The organism is Bartonella fuyuanensis (assembly GCF_014197255.1).
GTDB classification, from domain to species: domain Bacteria; phylum Pseudomonadota; class Alphaproteobacteria; order Rhizobiales; family Rhizobiaceae; genus Bartonella; species Bartonella fuyuanensis.
In genome coordinates this window covers 1-18,456 of sequence record NZ_JACIFE010000009.1, presented here as the reverse complement: position 1 = coordinate 18,456, position 18,456 = coordinate 1, and the positions used below count along the sequence as shown (strand labels likewise).

General features: G+C 34.6%; 12 protein-coding genes and 1 pseudogene. 7 read left to right on the top strand and 6 right to left on the bottom strand.

What is annotated here, in order from left to right; translation table 11 throughout:
• The first annotated feature begins 1,570 nt into the window (after window positions 1–1,570).
• From GGR08_RS04675 to GGR08_RS04660, 4 genes are all read left to right on the top strand, one after another.
• The gene (locus GGR08_RS04675) at window positions 1,571–1,915 is read left to right on the top strand and encodes a hypothetical protein (protein ID WP_183194225.1); all 345 of its coding nucleotides are present in this window, start codon (window positions 1,571–1,573) and stop codon (window positions 1,913–1,915) included.
• 1,143 nt (window positions 1,916–3,058) lie between these two features.
• Window positions 3,059–4,456 carry a threonine synthase gene (gene thrC / locus GGR08_RS04670; protein WP_183194224.1) on the top strand — a complete coding sequence of 466 codons (1,398 nt, stop codon included), beginning with the start codon at window positions 3,059–3,061 and terminating at the stop codon, window positions 4,454–4,456.
• 84 nt (window positions 4,457–4,540) lie between these two features.
• Window positions 4,541–5,815 carry a M16 family metallopeptidase gene (locus GGR08_RS04665; protein WP_183194223.1) on the top strand — a complete coding sequence of 425 codons (1,275 nt, stop codon included), beginning with the start codon at window positions 4,541–4,543 and terminating at the stop codon, window positions 5,813–5,815.
• Between the two features lie 403 nt (window positions 5,816–6,218).
• Complete coding sequence (locus tag GGR08_RS04660) at window positions 6,219–9,104, top strand: EAL domain-containing protein (RefSeq protein WP_183194222.1); 2,886 nt, start codon at window positions 6,219–6,221, stop codon at window positions 9,102–9,104.
• Window positions 9,105–9,152: 48 nt separating this feature from the next.
• Here the strand turns inward: GGR08_RS04660 and GGR08_RS04655 are convergent, their stop codons facing one another.
• Entirely contained in the window at window positions 9,153–9,737 is a 585-nt protein-coding gene (locus tag GGR08_RS04655; RefSeq protein WP_183194221.1) for a YqgE/AlgH family protein, read from the bottom strand.
• 71 nt (window positions 9,738–9,808) lie between these two features.
• On the opposite strand from GGR08_RS04655, the gene GGR08_RS04650 reads away from it, so the two are divergent.
• Entirely contained in the window at window positions 9,809–10,687 is an 879-nt protein-coding gene (locus tag GGR08_RS04650) for a protein-disulfide reductase DsbD domain-containing protein (RefSeq protein ID WP_183194220.1), read from the top strand.
• Window positions 10,688–10,713: 26 nt separating this feature from the next.
• On the opposite strand, the gene rnhA is transcribed toward GGR08_RS04650, so the two are convergent.
• The 4 genes from rnhA to GGR08_RS04630 form a co-directional block, all read right to left on the bottom strand.
• Window positions 10,714–11,181, bottom strand: a complete 468-nt coding sequence (gene rnhA / locus GGR08_RS04645) for a ribonuclease HI (protein ID WP_183194219.1) — start codon at window positions 11,179–11,181, stop codon at window positions 10,714–10,716.
• Window positions 11,182–11,186: 5 nt separating this feature from the next.
• Window positions 11,187–12,146: a homoserine kinase gene (locus GGR08_RS04640; RefSeq protein WP_183194218.1), complete on the bottom strand. Its 960-nt coding sequence runs from the start codon at window positions 12,144–12,146 to the stop codon at window positions 11,187–11,189.
• 6 nt (window positions 12,147–12,152) lie between these two features.
• The gene (ispH, locus tag GGR08_RS04635) at window positions 12,153–13,208 is read right to left on the bottom strand and encodes a 4-hydroxy-3-methylbut-2-enyl diphosphate reductase (RefSeq protein ID WP_183194217.1); all 1,056 of its coding nucleotides are present in this window, start codon (window positions 13,206–13,208) and stop codon (window positions 12,153–12,155) included.
• A 180-nt stretch (window positions 13,209–13,388) separates the two neighbouring features.
• Complete coding sequence (locus tag GGR08_RS04630) at window positions 13,389–14,309, bottom strand: heme o synthase (RefSeq protein WP_183194216.1); 921 nt, start codon at window positions 14,307–14,309, stop codon at window positions 13,389–13,391.
• Between the two features lie 422 nt (window positions 14,310–14,731).
• Between GGR08_RS04630 and GGR08_RS04625 the strand changes: the two genes are divergently transcribed.
• Both GGR08_RS04625 and tldD read left to right on the top strand, forming a co-directional pair.
• Entirely contained in the window at window positions 14,732–15,274 is a 543-nt protein-coding gene (locus GGR08_RS04625; protein WP_343050768.1) for an invasion associated locus B family protein, read from the top strand.
• Window positions 15,275–15,383: 109 nt separating this feature from the next.
• Window positions 15,384–16,808 (top strand): metalloprotease TldD, encoded by a 1,425-nt coding sequence (gene tldD / locus GGR08_RS04620; RefSeq protein ID WP_183194214.1) that lies wholly within the window; start codon window positions 15,384–15,386, stop codon window positions 16,806–16,808.
• 498 nt (window positions 16,809–17,306) lie between these two features.
• Here the strand turns inward: tldD and GGR08_RS04615 are convergent.
• A pseudogene (locus tag GGR08_RS04615) lies at window positions 17,307–17,711 on the bottom strand (Arm DNA-binding domain-containing protein); the annotation flags it as partial.
• Window positions 17,712–18,456 lie beyond the last annotated feature (745 nt).

Genomic DNA, 18,456 nt, shown 5'->3' with positions numbered 1-18,456 from the left:
CCTGTTTATCCAGCTCAAATCCGATATTCTACCCCCAACTTCAGCAATCCATCATAATAAATTATCAGATTTATCAAGAAAGAAATATTACGATGCTTTGTTTGATAAGATGTGAAAAGTACTATGCTTCCTTCATCTGATCAAAAAATCACACGCCATAGTAAAATTTATGGTATGGGCGTATTGATCATAGAGCAATACATTAAAATTCGTTGAACCTATAGAACACAGGAATTCTTTGAAAACAACAAGAACACCTTTGCTGTACGAGAACCCATACCGCATCAATTCAAACATAGTAAAATTATTAAAGGTTTATTTACATACTGCTTAAATAAGATTTTAACAACATCAATTAATATGCCCTCTCTGAAGTTACAAAAGACAAAGAAAATACATCCTAACAAAAGACGCAACTATATAGAAACATTCCATATCAAGAAACTGATAAGCGATATCTTGATTCATAATGATAATCTAGCGTTATTTAAATTAAACAAAAAAACTGAATATCCCAGAACTCTCTCATTTCAAATCTAGCTATGTTGAATCAATTAAGAATAGGAATAAAAATATCCTTTTATATATTATCTTAAGTACCAAAAACTGTAATAATATTAAGAACAAGAAAATTGTATGATAGTATCACAGCTTTTGCCTTTATAACCGTCAAGTATAACTATCAAGATGGTAATACCCTATGAATTTTATATTATGAGGCTTTTCCTGATACCACTCATGCGTATCATTATATAACAGGCTTGAATATCTTGAGAAAGGTTTCTTAAAAAAAACATGTAAATATGAGGCATATAATAATATTGAACAGCATAAAGTGATACTAGCAGCTGCTCAAAATTTTTTGAAAACAATAAATAGACTTTTAAAATAATTAATGAAAACAGATCTCTCAGAAAGTAAGCTAACTTTACGAAAAAATACCTTTTCTAAAAAATAAAAGTGGCATTTCAGTTTGGATAGAAGAAAATGTTGAAAAACATTATCCAATGTTGATCTTTCAGCACCTATAAATGTAGCTTAAGTGATATTCTTCGATACACTGTCTTGCACTGTGATAATTCTACTTACATTGGTGAAAAACACATTAAAGATAATATCATTTATCCCTATCCAACTCGAGCTTTACTTCACACTATGAAAGAACTGTACATTTTTTAGTATCTATAACATAAACGTAGATATAACTAAGCTGAAATAAAAAATAGCATTATATCATACAGTGAATAAAATTTCAGCGCTTGCCTTCATATTTGAATTAAATTTGTTAATAATTTTTTCATTAAAATATCCAATTTTTATGTTTTTATTATTAACTTATTAGTAAACGTATATTTTATAGATTAAAATCATAAAAAATTTAATTAATTTTATTACTACTGTTACTTATTTACAATAATTTTTATAAAAAATTATAAATAGATTTTTATATGTATTTTTAATATTTACTAAAAATACGTAATGTTGTATATATTATTAATATAAATTACGTTATATGAATATATTGTATGTATTCTTACATATCAAAATTAAAAATATTTGAGGGAAAATTATGATAAATATATTTAAAACTTATGTCTTCAGCATTTTTATAGCGAGCACTTTTTTTCTTTCACAAATCGTAAATGTTAATGCAAATTATTCAAGAAAAGATGCTCCAAAAGAGGAATTTTCTGTTTCCCTAATGGAAAAAGCAAAGAATATAAAATCTGATGCAGTTTCTAGAACTGCTTTTTATTTCCCATCTGTAAGTTATGAAACAGTTAGCGAAGGAAAAGTTGAAAAAGTCGTTGATCCTACAACTATAGGAGTGGGATTATTAGTTGCTGGATATGCAATAAGTTTTATCGGATCTCTAATAAGTTGGATAAAGGACTTAGTATTGATATTTAGATAATTCAATATAATATACAAATAGCTTCATTATGTTTTATTAATTATTATAAAATTATTACATAATGAAGCTTATATTTATCTTATTATAAATATAAATTATATATCTTACATCCCAAAAACAAAATATAAATTTACAATATATATATTTAATATTATAAAGTATTTTATGTAAATTATGATTAAAGTACTGAAATATTACGTACTAAATACTCTAATAGCCATCTCTCTTGTTCTTTTACAAGTTGTAACTGTCCATGTTAATCATTTGAAAAATGGTTTTTAATGAGAAACTATTTCTCTAATGGAATAAGAAAAGTTATCAATATAATGGCTTTCTATGCACTAAACTTAACTCATGAAGCAAAAAGTGGATCTGCCACTGCAGAAAAATTTGAGAAAATATTTTAATCCATTATTCTAAAAGTTTTTTGATAGTAAGAGCTTCAAATTTTGGATTTTTAACTAGAATCTGTTATGACCATATTTACCGCAATAATCGGATAGGTAATAGGAAAAATTAAAAGCAAATAATTCAAAGCTATTCAATTATTTTTTCTATTTAAAATGGACGGCTTAAAGCTTGCTTCACACCATTTGGTGAGATGCTTTATGCTGTTTATAGATGAACTTTAGATTCCCACGCCGTATAGTATAAATATAATACCCAGTCGTATAAAAAGCAATAAATTAAGCTAAATAAAGATTATTCAAAACATACATTTACGCACGGAATGCCATAAAATTACCTTCTAAATCTTTCAACGTGAATCTTAAGCTGTAGCAGATCAACATTCATTTTAGCATATTTAATTGTTACAAAATATAAAAGCATCAAATAACCATGAACAATTGAATTTTACAAAAAAATCTTCAATAACTATTATTCTATATATTTTATATTCAGGAAGATACATATGTGGAGACACACTGTAAAATTTAAATAAGTGGAGAATAGAGGGAAATTCTTCAATTGCAACAGCTTTTCTGTGTAAATTTGACGTTTATATCTCAAAAATAAAAATGCTTAAGACTCGTTCTTTGCATTATTGATTCACAAAGAAAAAAAATAAACTTCTATTCATTTAATAATATAAATATTATGAATAACTTCACCAATTTTCCAGAAATAAAAAGGATAAGACTTATGAAATATATCAGCACGAGAGGTGAATCTTCTTCTTTAAGCTTTATGGAAACTATCATGACAGGATTGGCGAGTGATGGTGGGCTTTATCTGCCAGATAAATTTCCTCAGCTATCATTTGATGCGTTACGAGCACTTCGTGGTCAGTCCTATACAACAATTGCTAAGACTATTCTTTGGCCATTTGTGAATAACGAAATTGAATATACAGCTTTTGAAAATATAATAACTGAATCTTATGCAACCTTTCACCATCCAGCAATCTGTCCATTACGACAAACTGGAGCAGATGAATTTATCCTTGAGCTCTTTCATGGCCCCACTTTAGCTTTTAAAGATGTCGCAATGCAGTTTCTTTCTCGACTGATGGATTATATTTTGACTAAACAAAATAGATGCGCAACGATTATAGCTGCAACATCTGGTGATACAGGAGGGGCAGCGATACAAGCCTTTGCTCAAAAAGAGCATTCAGATATTTTTATTTTATTTCCTAAAGGACATGTATCACCTATTCAACAACGACAAATGACAACCAATCAAAGTACGAATGTTCATGCCATTGCCATTGAAGGAAATTTTGATGATTGTCAAGCTCTTGTCAAAGCAATGTTTAATGATCATAATTTTCGTAAAAAAAGAGCACTTTCAGGTGTTAATTCTATAAATTGGGCGCGTATCATGGCGCAAACTGTTTACTATTTTTCATCCGCGCTTTCCTTAGGTGCTCCTGATAGAGCTGTTTCCTTTACTGTTCCTACTGGAAATTTCGGTGATATTTTTGCAGGTTATGTCGCTGCTCGCATGGGGTTACCCATTGCTCAATTAGTCATTGCAACGAATGATAATGACATCCTTACACGGACATTGACCAGCGGTACTTACGAAATACAACCAATAATCCATACAACATCACCTTCTATGGATATTCAAGTCTCTTCTAATTTTGAACGTTTACTTTTTGAAAGTAGCAATCGTGATCCAATGTGGATTCGCAATGCAATGGAAAACTTAAAAAAAACAGGTTTCTTTACTCTTGATGAAAAGCAACTTAAAAATATTCGTGCCTTATTTGTCGCTGGGAAAAGCAACATAGCTGAAACAGCACAGACAATTGATAGGATCTATAAGGAAAGTGGTTATCTTGCTGATCCACATACAGCCGTCGCCCTAAAAGTAGCGCGTGAAAACAAAAAACCGCATATTCCAATGATCGTTCTTGCCACAGCGCATCCTGCTAAATTTCCTGAAACTATCAAAAGTGCTTGTGGACTTCATGTCTCATGCCCATCTCATCTTAAGGCTGTAATGGAACGCGAAGAACACTTTATAGGTCTTGCTAATGATGAAAAAATAGTAAAAGATTATATTTCTTTAAAATCTCGTGCATCTTATTAAAGTTAGCTGCATTTAATTTAAATCAGAAATATTCTAATACCCTTAATAATGAGGTATTTGGCTTTTTAATGGAGTTGTAAATACATGGATGTAGATATCTGTCGCCTTAGTAATGGTTTGACTATCGCTACACATACAATGCAACAAATTGATAGTGTCGCTCTTGGGATATGGGTTAAAGTAGGCTCACGCAATGAAACATCCACACAGCATGGTATTGCTCATCTGCTTGAGCATATGGCTTTTAAAGGAACCCAAAACCGTACCGCTTTTCAGATTGCAACCGATATTGAGGATGTTGGTGGTGAAATCAATGCCACAACCAGTATTGAAACAACAGCTTATGTTGCACGTGTACTTAAAAACGATATCCCGCTTGCTATAGATATTTTAGCTGATATCTTGATGCATTCAAGATTTGACAAAGATGAACTAGAACGAGAAAAACAAGTAATTTTTCAAGAAATTGGTGCCGCCCATGACACTCCTGATGATATTGTTTTTGATCACTTCACAGAAACAGCCTTTCGCCATCAAGCCCTTGGCCGCTCTATTTTAGGAACAGCTAAAACTATTCAATCATTTACATCTGCTGATCTCCATGAGTTCATCAATAAACAATATAGTGCAGATCGTATGATTGTTGTTGCAGCAGGAGCTGTAAAGCACGAAAATTTTCTGCAAGAAGTTGAAAGGCGTCTTGGCACTTTTCGCTCCTATTCAACCGCACCTCTTACTAATCTTGCAAATTATGTCGGTGGTGACTTTCGTGAATATCGCGATTTAATGGATACACAAGTTGTTCTAGGGTTTGAAGGGCGTGCTTATCACGCGCGTGATTTTTATACAGCTCAAATTCTTTCAATCATTCTTGGTGGTGGTATGTCCTCACGTCTTTTTCAAGAAGTAAGAGAGAAACATGGCTTATGTTATTCTATTTATGCTTTCCATTGGGGATTTTCAGATACTGGACTTTTTGGTATTCATGCAGCTACCGGACAAAAAGGGCTCAAAAAACTTCTCCCTGTGATTCTTGATGAACTTTCCAAGATCAGTAAAAATATTCACCCCAATGAACTTCAACGAGCACAAACACAATATCGTGCTAATCTCATAATGTCACAAGAAAGTCCCTCTAGTCAAGCACACCTCATTGCTCGCCAAATGCTCCTTTACGGTCGACCAATTCCCATATCGGAAACAATTGAACGCCTTAATCTTATCACACCTAAAAGATTAACTGATTTAGCGCATCGTCTTTTTACAAACTCTACCCCAACACTAACTGCTGTCGGTCCTGTAGGATCCCTCATGAATTTTGATGACTTAACATCAACTCTTTCATATAAGCTAAAATAAAAAATGCTTTTCAAAACAACATCACAATAACATGCATACATTTTACCATAAAGTGTTTACCACAAAGGTTCTTCGTATTAAATAAGTTTTGGAAATATTGGGCAAAAAGGTGTAAAAAACTACCCACTTCAGACTTCATGTGATAAAGGTTCTAATTAGTAAAGGTATATCTGTGAAATCTGGAATTTCATGGTTTCGCCTTGCCCTTTTGAAATATAAAATTTCGTCTACTTCAAGCTTCATTGAAACAAAGTGGATAGGTGGGCTATTTGTATATAAAAATTATATGGCTTAAGAAAAAATAATAACAATTTATTATATAAATAAATTATGAAAGGTGGACGTTTTTTCTCAAAAATCTAAATGAAAATTAAATATCCTAAAATATTGAGAGTGGGACATAGTGAAGAGTTTGCGTAAAATAATTAACATCATTTCCATTGTAATCATTAGTTTTTTTATCCATCTTACATCAGCACAAGCGATTGAACCTGTTAAAATTTCTTCTCAGGATGCTGCTCTTGATCTCTCAAAAGCAATTGAAATTCATCAGACAAAGAACTCTATTTTTCAAACAAGTACAGCGCCAGGAGCAGATGGTATTGTATGGCGGATTGAAGTGCAGGCGAAAAGTGAAAATTTTTCCGGAAACTGGGCAGTTTTTTCTCTTGCAAATCCAACAGATGAACAGATCGATCGTCTCATTGTTGCCCCCCATTACCGCATGGTGCGTTCTGGATTTTTTTGGCCAGACCTCGGATCAGCAAGGGTTCAATCCATAACACCAAGTGAAGGTTTTTCTCTTGATCGTCAACCTAGTGCAAACTCTGATATCTTTCGTATTACCCTTAATCCTAGGGCTGTTGTTACATTTGTGGCTGAACTTAATTCTGCGAATCTACCGCAAATCTATTTATGGCAACCTGAAGCTTATAAGGATGCAATTAATTCTTATACGCTTTATAATGGGATTCTTCTTGGTATATCAGGTCTCTTAGCACTTTTGGTAACTGTTCTCTTCGTCGTCCGTGGAACAGGCCTATTTCCTGCAACAGCTGCTGTCGCTTGGGCGGTGCTTTTTTATATTGGTATTGACTTCAACTTTTTAAATAAATTCTTTGCAGTTACTCTTACAACACAACCAATCTGGCGTGCTGGTACAGAAGTAGCACTTACTGCTACACTCTTCATTTTTCTTTTTACCTACCTCAACCTTAACCACTGGCATTATCGTTTTAGTTATGGTGCTATCGCCTGGACTATAGCCTTTTGTAGTCTAGGAGCCTTTTCTATTTATGATCCAATTAGAGCAGCTGGAATTGCACGTTTATCTTTTGGCCTTACCGTTGTGCTTGGTATAATATTAATTATCTATTTTTCAATTAGAAGCTATGACCGCGCAATTATGCTCATTCCAACATGGTTACTCATTAGCTTTTGGTGTATTGGCGCCTATGCCTGCATAGCAGGACATTTAAACAACGATATTATCCATCCAGCATTAGCAGGAGGATTAGTGCTCATTGTTCTTCTTATCAGCTTTACTGTCTTGCAACAAACTTTTTCTAATGGCGCTTTCCATGAAGGAATATTTTCAGATCTTGAACAACAAGTACTCGCTGCAAAGGGAGCCGGAAATATTATTTGGGATTGGAATATTGAACGTGACCGCATTACTGTACATCCAAACATGGCAACCCTTTTTGGAAATGAAATTCATAATCTTAATGGATCTATGCACAACTGGATTTCAGCCTTGCACCATGATGATCGTGAGCGCTTTCAAGCCGTCTTGGATATCATTCTTAAAAACAAAAAAGGGCGCGTTGATCAAATTTTTCGACTTTCTTCTGGGGGAGGATATTATCATTGGTTTTCTCTTCGCGCACGTCCAGCCATGCAAAAAGATGGGAAAATCACACGTATTATTGGAACCATTGTCAATATCACAAATCATAAAAAATCCGAAGAACGCTTATTGCATGATGCAATCCACGACAGCTTAACCGGTCTTCCTAATCAACAAATTTTCTTTGATAGACTACAAAACTATACCGCTTTGGCTAAAGCAAATATCAAAATTAGACCAACTGTCTTCATGATTGATTTTGATAATTTTCGCCAAATTAATCGCAAATTAGGCATAGCTGTTGGAGATACTGTACTCCTTATAATCGCACGTCGTTTAAATCGTCTCATTAACTTTCAAGATACCTTATCACGTCTTTCAGCAGACCGTTTTGCAATTATTTTACTCAGTGAAACTGAACCACAAAAAATTGCAGCATTTGCAGATCATTTGCACAAAACAATTTCAGCACCTATTTCACTTTCAGAAAACAAAATAATCCTTTCAACGTCTATCGGATTGGTTACATGGAGTGAAAGTCGATCAACTGCTAAAGACATTTTTAATGATAGTGAATTAGCGATGATTCGTGCAAAACAAATGGGTGGAAACCATATTGAACCTTTTCGCCCTAATTTTCGCACTTTGGGTCTCGAACATAATACGCTAGAGAAAGATATTCGTTACGCCGTAAGACGTAATGAGATGAAAATCCTCTATCATCCTATTCTTAATTTATCAGACGGACATATTATTGGTTTTGAAACAATTGTAGAATGGCATCATCCGACTTATGGAAATTTAAATGTCTCTGATTTCATAAAGATCGTAGAAAACGAACAAATTGTTATGGATTTATCACAATTTATTATCGATAATGTCATTATCGATCTTATAAATGTACAAGAAAAGTTTTCCCAACAGGCTTTCTTTATTTCAATTAATTTACCAAGCGCAGAAATGCTGCATCCTCGTTTTATCAGCCAGTTACGTGCCGCTTTGATTCGCCATCCGCTTCACAAAGGGCACTTGATGATTGAAATATCTGAGTTTGTCTTAAGAAAAAATCCTGAACAATCAGCACACTTTCTCGAACAAATTAAAATACTTGGACTGAACCTCGCTCTCGATAACTTTGGAACAGGTTATTCGTCACTTACCTATCTTGTGCGTTATCCATTTGATATGGTCAAACTCGATCGTTCACTTATCTCAATTGATTCTCTTAAAAAGAAACTTGTTCTTAAGTCTATCATTAATATGGCAACAGATCTTAACTTGCAAATTATCGCAGAAGGTGTTGAAAATGAAAAAGAAGCTATCTTCCTCCGCCAAGAAGGGTGTAAATATGTTCAAAGTACACTTGTAACTAAACCAATTTCCATAGAAGAATTAATCACTCTTGTTCAAAGTCATTTCCCTTATAAAATAAAAACATAATGGATAGAATAACGTGTAAAATTCAAAAACTCAGAAAATAATAGAGCTCTACGCATGTCCCATTTCAGAAGCAAGAAAGGTCGGATTGATCCCCATACGTGTTAAGCTTTCATCATACTTGCGGCTTAAATCGCTTTCAAAAAGAAAACCAGGTGATGTAGAACTGATTAACCAACCATTCGTAGAAATTTCAGCCTCAAGTTGCCCTGCTTTCCATCCAGCATAGCCTAATGCGACCAATGCATGCTGTGGACCTTGTTCACAACTGATCGCTTTTAATATATCAATTGTCGCAGTAAAACAAACCTTATCTGCAATAAAAACAGTTTCTTCACAAGCATAATCATCTGAATGAAGGACAAAACCACGTGAAGGATCAACAGGACCACCATAACGGACTGGAAATTTTTTTATTGATTCAGAAAGACATTTTTTTTTGCCACTGTCTATTACTCCAAGATGAAGCAAAAGCTCAGGAAAATCAATATGGTGTAATTGATTGAGAATAATGCCCATCGCACCAGCATCAGAATGTGCGCAAATATAAATAACAGAGCGAATAAAGCGTTTATCATTCATTCCAGGCATTGCTATGAGCAATTGTCCACCTAAAAACCCATTACACTGCTTCATTAATCTGTTATTCTCCATAATTTACATAATAAAAGTTTGTTCATTTAGTACACTAGGAAAATAAAACTCCAATGAAAAAAAGTCACATATTTACAAATTTACAAAATATCGCAGCTTTCTTTTATAAAAAGCTTTTAGTTACTTTAAGCTTAACATTCCTAATTTTAGAATTACTTAACATTCCTGTAAATGCTCAAAGAGAACAAAAACTCCTGCTTTTCGCAACACCTTGGCATGAATCAGATGGTGGTCGTATCCGATTAGCAATCACTGAACCTTCTCCTTCTGAAATAAGCCAAGGTATTATTGAAATTATGCTTAAACCGGGATGGAAAACTTACTGGCGTAACCCAGGTAGTTCTGGCATGGCACCATTTTTTAATTTCAACCAACAGGTTTCTTACGAAATCTTTTATCCTACTCCACAAGCTTTTGAAACGGAAAATAATTGGTCATTAGGCTATAAAGATAAAGTAATATTACCCTTCAATCTTTTTGGTTCAAGAAAAAATTTACGTGGCGCTTTCACTCTTGGATTCTGTAATAAAATCTGTATTCCATTTACTATGAACTTTGATTTTTCACCATCTGCTTTTAAAAACAAACAACTTCCTGCTTCCTTCTTAAAAAATGCCCAAGATTCTTTGCCTCGTATGATGCAGAATGCACTAAAAATAAGCGCCGAAAAAAATAACAATACCCTCCTTATAAAAATACAAAATAATAATAAAAACACTCCTGCCTCTCTTTTTTTAGATGGAGGAGAAATGCAAATTGGAGTAGCAAAAAAAGTCAGTGATAATGCAGAATATACACTCTTTAGTGCTCCACTCTATTTCGTACCAGAGAAAACAAATCAAAAAATTTTTTATACAGTTTCTTTTAAAGATTACGCCTTAAGTGGAACATTCACATTTCAAACGCAGCTTCCTCCTCTTGCAACTCCGTGATAAAGAGAAAGGTTCTCAAGCAGCAATTATGCTGGGAAATATCCATTTTCGCGATATTGAGTAATTGCTTTACGAGCAAGCGCATCGGCACGTTCATTCTCTAAATGTCCTGCATGGCCTTTTATCCAATGCCATCTGACTGTATGGCAAGAACTAGCACCTTCAAGAGCTTTCCATAGCTCCATATTTTTCACAAGATTTTTTGATGCAGTGCGCCAATTATTCTTTTTCCAATCGTTAATCCACTTAGATATACCGTTACGTACATAAACTGAGTCTGTATAAAGATCGACCAAACAAGGCTCTTTAAGCGCCTTTAATGCACAAATTGCTGCCATAAGTTCCATTTGATTATTTGTTGTATGCACTTGACCTCCATAAAGCTCACGTTCATGGCCATTCCAGCGCAAAATTGCTCCCCAACCTCCAACTCCAGGATTCCCTGAGCAAGCACCATCTGTATAAATTTCAACGACTTTTTGTTGATTTGCCATAAAATTTAAAAACCTAATTCACTCAGCGAATTTACATTACTGAAAAAACAAAGCTTGTGCCAATACTCCCATGGATCTTTCTTAATAACAAAGCTATCAAGCGGTGTATTAAACCAATCATAAAGGCGTGTAAGTAAAAAACGTAAAGACGCACCACGAGTCAATAAAATAATTTTGTCCAATTCTAAAGGTATCAACGGTCTTATTTTTTGATAATTTTCCAATAACCTACGTGCTTTGATAAGATTATAGGAATGATCAGGCTCAAAGCACCAAGCATTTAAACAAATTGCTAAATCATAAGCCCAAAAATCATTACAAGCAAAATAGAAGTCTATCATACCAGAAAGACGATGATTCACAAAAAAGACGTTATCCTTAAATAAATCCGCATGAATAATACCTGTAGGTAAATTTGATGGCCAATTTTCTTGTAAAAAAGCCAATTCCCACTTAATTTTTTGTCTAAATTTTTTTAGTAATGCATCTTCTCTGGTTTGACAACGTTTCCATAATAACTGCCAGTCCATAACAGAAAGAGTATTTTTACGACTGAGTGTAAAATCCTGTCCTGCTAAATGCAATCGAGCCAACCCTGTACCCACTTCGCCACAATGATCCATGTCGGGCTGTTGAATCCACATTCCTTTCAGAAAAGTAGTAATAGCGGCAGGACGTCCTGCTAATTCACTGCTCATCATTCCATCATTTTGAATAACGGGTTGAGGACAAGGAATTCCATGCCGTCTTAAATGCTGCATCAAATTACAAAAAAAGGGTAAATCATCTTTTGAAATACGCTTTTCATAAAGTGTTAGAATAAATCGTCCTTGTGTTGTCTCCAACATAAAATTAGAATTTTCAATTCCCTCCTCGATGCCTTGATAAGACAAAAGTGAACCTATTGCGTAACGTGTTAAGAAGGCTTTTAAATCATTTGGATGAATATTTGTATAAACTGCCATTATTCCTCATTCTTCTTTTGTTTTAGACATGGCTGTATCTTGATTTTCATTTTTTGCATTATTTTCTTGACCATTAACAAAAGCCATATCTTGAGATGTTAAAATGACATCACGTAATTCGCGACTCACTAAAAATCTCTCCGTTTCTACCACTGTTTCAGCCAATTCTATTGTCACATCATAACGCTCACGAAACGCTGAAATAATTTCATCAATAATAATTTCAGGAGCCGAAGCTCCTGCGGAAAGACTGACAACAGAAAGAGCTTTTAAGTTTTCAAAATTAATTTCATCAGCACGCTGCACTAAAATAGCTTGCTGCGCACCAAACTTTTCAGCAACCTCTACTAAACGTCGTGAATTAGAAGAATTTGGTGCTCCAACAATCAAAAACAGATCGCTACCCTTTGCTGCAGCCTTAACTGCATCTTGTCGATTCGTTGTAGCATAACAAATTGACTCAGCCGCTGGTGCCGCCAATGCAGGAAAACGCCGTTGTAATACATCAAGAATTCCTGCTGTATCTTCAACAGAAAGCGTTGTTTGTGTAACAAATCCTAATTTATCTGGATCATTTGGTTGATAATGTAAAGCTTCATCGACCGTTTCAATGAGCGTCACAGCCCCTTCTTCAAGCTGCCCCATCGTTCCTATCACCTCAGGATGACCAGCATGACCAATCAATATAACATGACGACCATGACGTTGATGCCGTATCGCTTGTTTGTGAACTTTTGAAACCAATGGACAGGTTGCATCGAGATAAAACAACCTATAGCGTCGTGCCTCTTCTGATACAGATTTTGGTACACCATGGGCAGAAAAAACAACCGGTTGACTACGATATTCCTCTGGGATCTCATTAAGTTCTTCAACAAAAACAGCCCCCCGTTGTTGCAAACCCTCAACTACATAGCGGTTATGTACAATTTCATGACGAACATACACTGGAACACCATATTTTTTTAATGCAAGAAGAACAATCTGGATTGCACGATCAACCCCTGCACAAAATCCACGTGGTCCACAAAGACGGATCGTTAAAGGGGGAAGCCCAGACATAAATCATCCTCAATCTCTATAGATTTAGTTTCATATTTAAACAATCATTATACATGAATAAGTAATGTAAAAAAACTGACAATACTATTTTTGCATAAAGGCACACACTTTATAGTATCTTCTTACAACATTTTTTTGCAGAAAAGCTCTTTATATTTCACGCGACTCAAAGTCGATAAACTACCAGACAAAAGATTCGATCAAAAGAACTCCAAAAATACCAGCCAAATAAAGTAACGAAAAGAAAAACAGTTTTTTTGCCATCAAAACAGTTGCATCATATGTATCTGCTTTCCACAAACGATAGGAAAAATAAACAAAGATAATGCTTAAAATTGTCGAAAAAATACCATAAAAAATTCCGCCAAGACCAGTAAAATAAGGAAAGGCAGCGCATAATATCATCAAAATAGTATAAAATAAGATCTGTTTTTTTGTTGAGTATTCGCCTCGTACATTAGGCATCATAGGAACACCTGCAACCTCATAATCAAGAGATGAAAAGAGAGAAAGAGCCCAAAAGTGAGGGGGAGTCCACATAAAAATGATTAAAAATAATAAAAAGCTATCAATACTCACAGTCCCTGTTGTCACAGCCCATCCAATCATTGGTGGGAAAGCCCCAGCAGCACCACCAATAACAATATTTTGTGGTGTGATACGCTTTAGCCAAATTGTATATATAACAACATAAAAGAAGATTGTGAAAGCAAGAAAAAACGCCGCAAACCAATTAATAAAACTCCCCATAATCAATACCGAAAAGATAGACAAAACCATGCCAAAAATAAATGCCTTTCGGGAGCTGATTTTACCCATAGGAATGGGACGCTTTTTGGTTCGTTCCATTGCGGCATCAATGTCAGCATCATACCACATATTCAGTGCCCCTGCACCTCCACCACCAGCAGCAATACATAAAATTGCTAAAAAACCATCTAAAGGATTGATAGGAACCGGAGATACTATTAAACCAACTAGAGCCGTAAAGACCACAAGAGACATAACACGTGGTTTTAATAATGTGATATAATCACCAATATTGGCTTGTGGTGGCGTTGATTTACCATTCACAACCGATAACTCTCCTGAAGCAGACATTCCACTCAAAGCCCTTTTTCATTTCTGTCATTCACAAACCAAGATCATCTAGCATATGGGAATGATCAATTAACACTAATCATATTTTTTTGAAAAAATATGGGCTATCCCTTGTATATATCCCCTAAAAATAGATAGAAACATTTGCAAATAAAAATACATTTTTTTAATCAACATTCTCTCTTAAGATTACAAATGTACTTTTGTACCATAAAAATGTAGCCTACTAAACATCATAAAACCATGCTAAAATTTATTTCCTACATAAAATGCTATTGTTTCTCATTTTCCTTTAATTTCTTTGCATATGAATTAATATTATTGGGTAAATGCTGGTTTCGTGATATAATTTTTATAGGGAGAATTTATTTTTTATGCAAATCTATGTATGATCGTATATGTTGAGTCGGATAGGATTTTCTGTGATACTTTATAAATTATTCAAAAAAACTTTTTTTATTGGTGCTGTTCTTCACACACTTTATAGTGGCTTTTTTATTAATCATGCTTTTGCACAAACACCCTATGCGCAAAATGTTCCTACTCCACAAACCTATGGTGCATGGACAAAAGTTTGTGCTTTACCACCAGGTACACCTAACATACAGTGTGAAGTTGTTCAAAACGTCCATACACAAGGTCGTCATGATATTAACCTCCGCGTTACATTTTATAAGCTCCCTCAAAAGCAAGGTGCTTTGATGCGTGTTTTTGTTCCGATTCGCGTTGAATTACGTCCTGGTGTCGGAATTAAAATTGACGATAAAAATATGGGTAGAATGGAATATCGTCGTTGTCTTGGTGATAATTGTGTTGCTGAAGCCCTTCTTAAAGAAGACATATTACAAATCTTTTTAAAAGGAAAAATGGCAACCTATTTTGTCTTTACAACCCCCGAGCAAGAAATTGGAGGTCTCGTTGATCTTCATGGTCTTGGCGATGCCTATGCAACCTTACCGACATGAATGAAATTGACACATATTAGGTGATTAAAATTTCATTGTGTATTTTGAGAGCTCTCTAAATTAGATCTAAAAATCTTCTTAGGCTTCCATGAAAATAGGATAATTTTTTATGAAATCGCTGATTGATCATTTTGATATTGCTTCTTCCAAAGTGCAATCACTTGTACAGGAAACGCTCCATCATGCTGATGATGGAGAACTTTACCTCGAATATACAGAAAGCGAAGCTCTTTTATTTGACAATGGGCAACTTAAAAACGGCTCTTTCCATCAAGATATGGGGTTTGGTTTGCGTGTCGTTGCTGGAGAAGCTACCGGATATGCACATTCTAGCGAACTATCAGCTGCTGCACTCAAACGTGCTAGTGAGGCAGCTAAAGCTGTTACCTATAATAATCATGCAGGGCCTTATAGTATAGCACCTCAACAAACAAATAAGAGGCTTTATCAACCGTATAATCCCCTTGATACTCCATCATTTGAAGAAAAAAGTGCTCTTTTGCAAAAAATTGATGCCTATTTACGTACAAAAAATAATAAACTGCATCAAGTGACTGTTTCTCTTTCCGGCTCGCTACAACATGTTGAAATTTTACGTGCAGATGGATCTTTAGTTCGTGATATTCGTCCGCTTGTGCAACTTTCTATATCTGTAGTCGCAGCTGAAGGCAATCGACGTGAAAATGGCTTCTATGGATGTGGGGGACGACAAACATTTAACCAATTTATTTCTGAAGACAATTGGAAAAAAGCTGCCGATGAAGCCTTGCGTATGGCTTTAACAAATTTAGAAGCAGAAGCAGCACCAGCAGGATCTTTTGATGTTGTTTTAGCCAATGGATGGCCTGGCGTTATGCTCCATGAAGCTGTAGGTCATGGTTTAGAAGGTGACTTTAACCGCAAAAAAACATCTGCCTTTTCTGGACTTTTAGGACAACAAATTGCAGCAAAAGGTGTTACTGTTGTTGATGATGGAACAATTCCACAATGCCGAGGCTCTCTCACTATCGATGATGAAGGAACCCCTTCAAGATATAACATTCTCATTGACGATGGAAAACTCGTTGGTTTTATGCAAGATAGACTTAATGCACGACTTATGAGGAGTAAATCAACTGGAAATGGACGGCGGGAATCCTATGCGTATGCCCCAATGCCACGAATGACCAATACAATCATGCTAGGAGGAGATAAAACACCTGAAGAAATCCTTTTTTCACTTAAACGCGGCATCTACGCTGTTTCATTTGGTGGAGGGCAAGTTGATATTACTTCTGGTAAATTTGTCTTTGAATGTACTGAAGCATACCGAATAGAAAATGGTAAAATTGTAGCACCAATCAAAGGTGCAACTCTTATTGGAAATGGACCTGATGCTATGAAACGTATCACAATGATTGGAAATGATAGTAAACTGGATAATGGAATTGGAATGTGCGGAAAAGCAGGACAAAACGTTCCTGTTGGTGTTGGACAACCTCATCTACGAATCAATAATATGACAATTGGTGGAACTACACTTATAAAGGAGTAAGCTTGCTCATTTTTTCCTAATATTTTCCCCTTCTCATCTATTGAAACGGTTTTGTGAAAGGAAAATATTTTCTACAGTACATTGATTTATAAAGATAACCTAGATTAATTCATACTAAATTAGAATCTTGAATACTGTAAAGTTCTCTCATTTCGAATCCGTGTATGTTGAATCAATCAAAATCTTTCGTTTGTACATTACAAACAGGGAAATGATTATATGAATAAAAACTGTACAAGAAAAGACTGAAAATGTCTATAATGAACCGTTTCAAATGTTAAGAGCTGAAATGACATTGGGAGTTGACAAATATAACGGTGGTGTAACCTCTCTTAAACATGCCTTTTGCATGATACATTAGTCTTTGGATGGAGTAGCTGTATTTATATAATAATAAAAAGGTTATTATTATAGATAAATTTTGGAGAGATTTTATAATAATACTCAAATGAACTGCGTAAAGAAATTTTCAAGCTAAAACTTCCAATCTTTTCTCTCTAATTTAGGGAGAATATGAAGGCGTAATGGTAAAAACCAATGTCCATCTTTACCGTTACCTTTTAATTCAGCTTTACGACTTTCAAAAGCATCCACGGCAATATCTTTTAAATAATGAAGATTGCGTATTGCCTCACGCTTTTGTTTCTCACGTTCTTTAATGGGATCACGCCCTTCACGTAAAACAGCACGCCATTGGTTTGCCAATTCACGGGCTTGTTTTAAAGAAACATCTCTTAAAGCACCCAATCCCATTTCACGACGGCACCCATGAAGGGTATACCGTAAAATCCATTGAGCACCTCCATCTTTACGCTTATGAAGAATCAAGCCGGCACCATTATTATATTTGCCAGCCCCCAATGTTGCGACAGATCTTGCATTAAGACGGTTCATAAGAGCCATTTTTTACTCCTTTCTTATATAAATTTGATCCACACACTCATCCTACTTGTGATGTGCAAATGTGTGGTTTTGATTGATTCAAGATAAACAGATTTGAAATGAAAGAATCTTAGGTTATTCGGGACTCTCATTCAATATGAATAATGCTAAATTATCATTATAAATCAATGTTTTATCTAATAGGATAACCACATCATAAAAGAAAACCGTGCCAAGTGATATGACGCGGCTTTCAAATAGCTATTCTAATGATAAAAATAATCTTACCCAACATGGAGTAATGAACGCGTATATACAAAACGTATCTATTGCAAGAACTTTATTTAAAGATATGAAAACTTATCAATTATAACGTCTTTATCTTTAAAGAGATTCATATAAAACAAAGCCCTTGATCAAAATGCTCCTTTTAAATCGTTCCAATATACTAAGCTCAAATTCGAGCTGAGTGAATTCAAAGAACACATTGTCTAAAATCAAACCTATCAAACAAATCAAAACGCTTGATAGCTTTAACAAAACCCGTTTTTTACAGTTGCAAATGTTGGCTTTTAAAACAAGCTCTCATAAAGACAACAAACAACCGCTTTTATCAAATGCAAGGCTTTAAAAACTTTTATAAACATTAGTTTCAAACGTTTCTTAAAATCATCTCATTTTATGTTTCAAACGTTTAAACGTGCATTTAAAGAGGTTCTCATAAGTGTCTTTTTATTTTGCACTCAAACATAACTTTTTTGCAAAT

Excerpts from the sequence above, each read along its gene's own strand:
- GGR08_RS04650 (WP_183194220.1), top strand. The coding sequence starts at position 9,809 with ATGAAAAAAAGTCACATATTTACAAATTTACAAAATATCGCAGCTTTC.
- rnhA (WP_183194219.1), bottom strand. The coding sequence starts at position 11,181 with ATGGCAAATCAACAAAAAGTCGTTGAAATTTATACAGATGGTGCTTGC.
- GGR08_RS04630 (WP_183194216.1), bottom strand. The coding sequence starts at position 14,309 with ATGTCTGCTTCAGGAGAGTTATCGGTTGTGAATGGTAAATCAACGCCA.
- tldD (WP_183194214.1), top strand. The coding sequence starts at position 15,384 with ATGAAATCGCTGATTGATCATTTTGATATTGCTTCTTCCAAAGTGCAA.
- GGR08_RS04665 (WP_183194223.1), top strand. The coding sequence starts at position 4,541 with ATGGATGTAGATATCTGTCGCCTTAGTAATGGTTTGACTATCGCTACA.
- thrC (WP_183194224.1), top strand. The coding sequence starts at position 3,059 with ATGAAATATATCAGCACGAGAGGTGAATCTTCTTCTTTAAGCTTTATG.
- GGR08_RS04640 (WP_183194218.1), bottom strand. The coding sequence starts at position 12,146 with ATGGCAGTTTATACAAATATTCATCCAAATGATTTAAAAGCCTTCTTA.
- GGR08_RS04675 (WP_183194225.1), top strand. The coding sequence starts at position 1,571 with ATGATAAATATATTTAAAACTTATGTCTTCAGCATTTTTATAGCGAGC.
- ispH (WP_183194217.1), bottom strand. The coding sequence starts at position 13,208 with ATGTCTGGGCTTCCCCCTTTAACGATCCGTCTTTGTGGACCACGTGGA.
- GGR08_RS04655 (WP_183194221.1), bottom strand. The coding sequence starts at position 9,737 with ATGAAGCAGTGTAATGGGTTTTTAGGTGGACAATTGCTCATAGCAATG.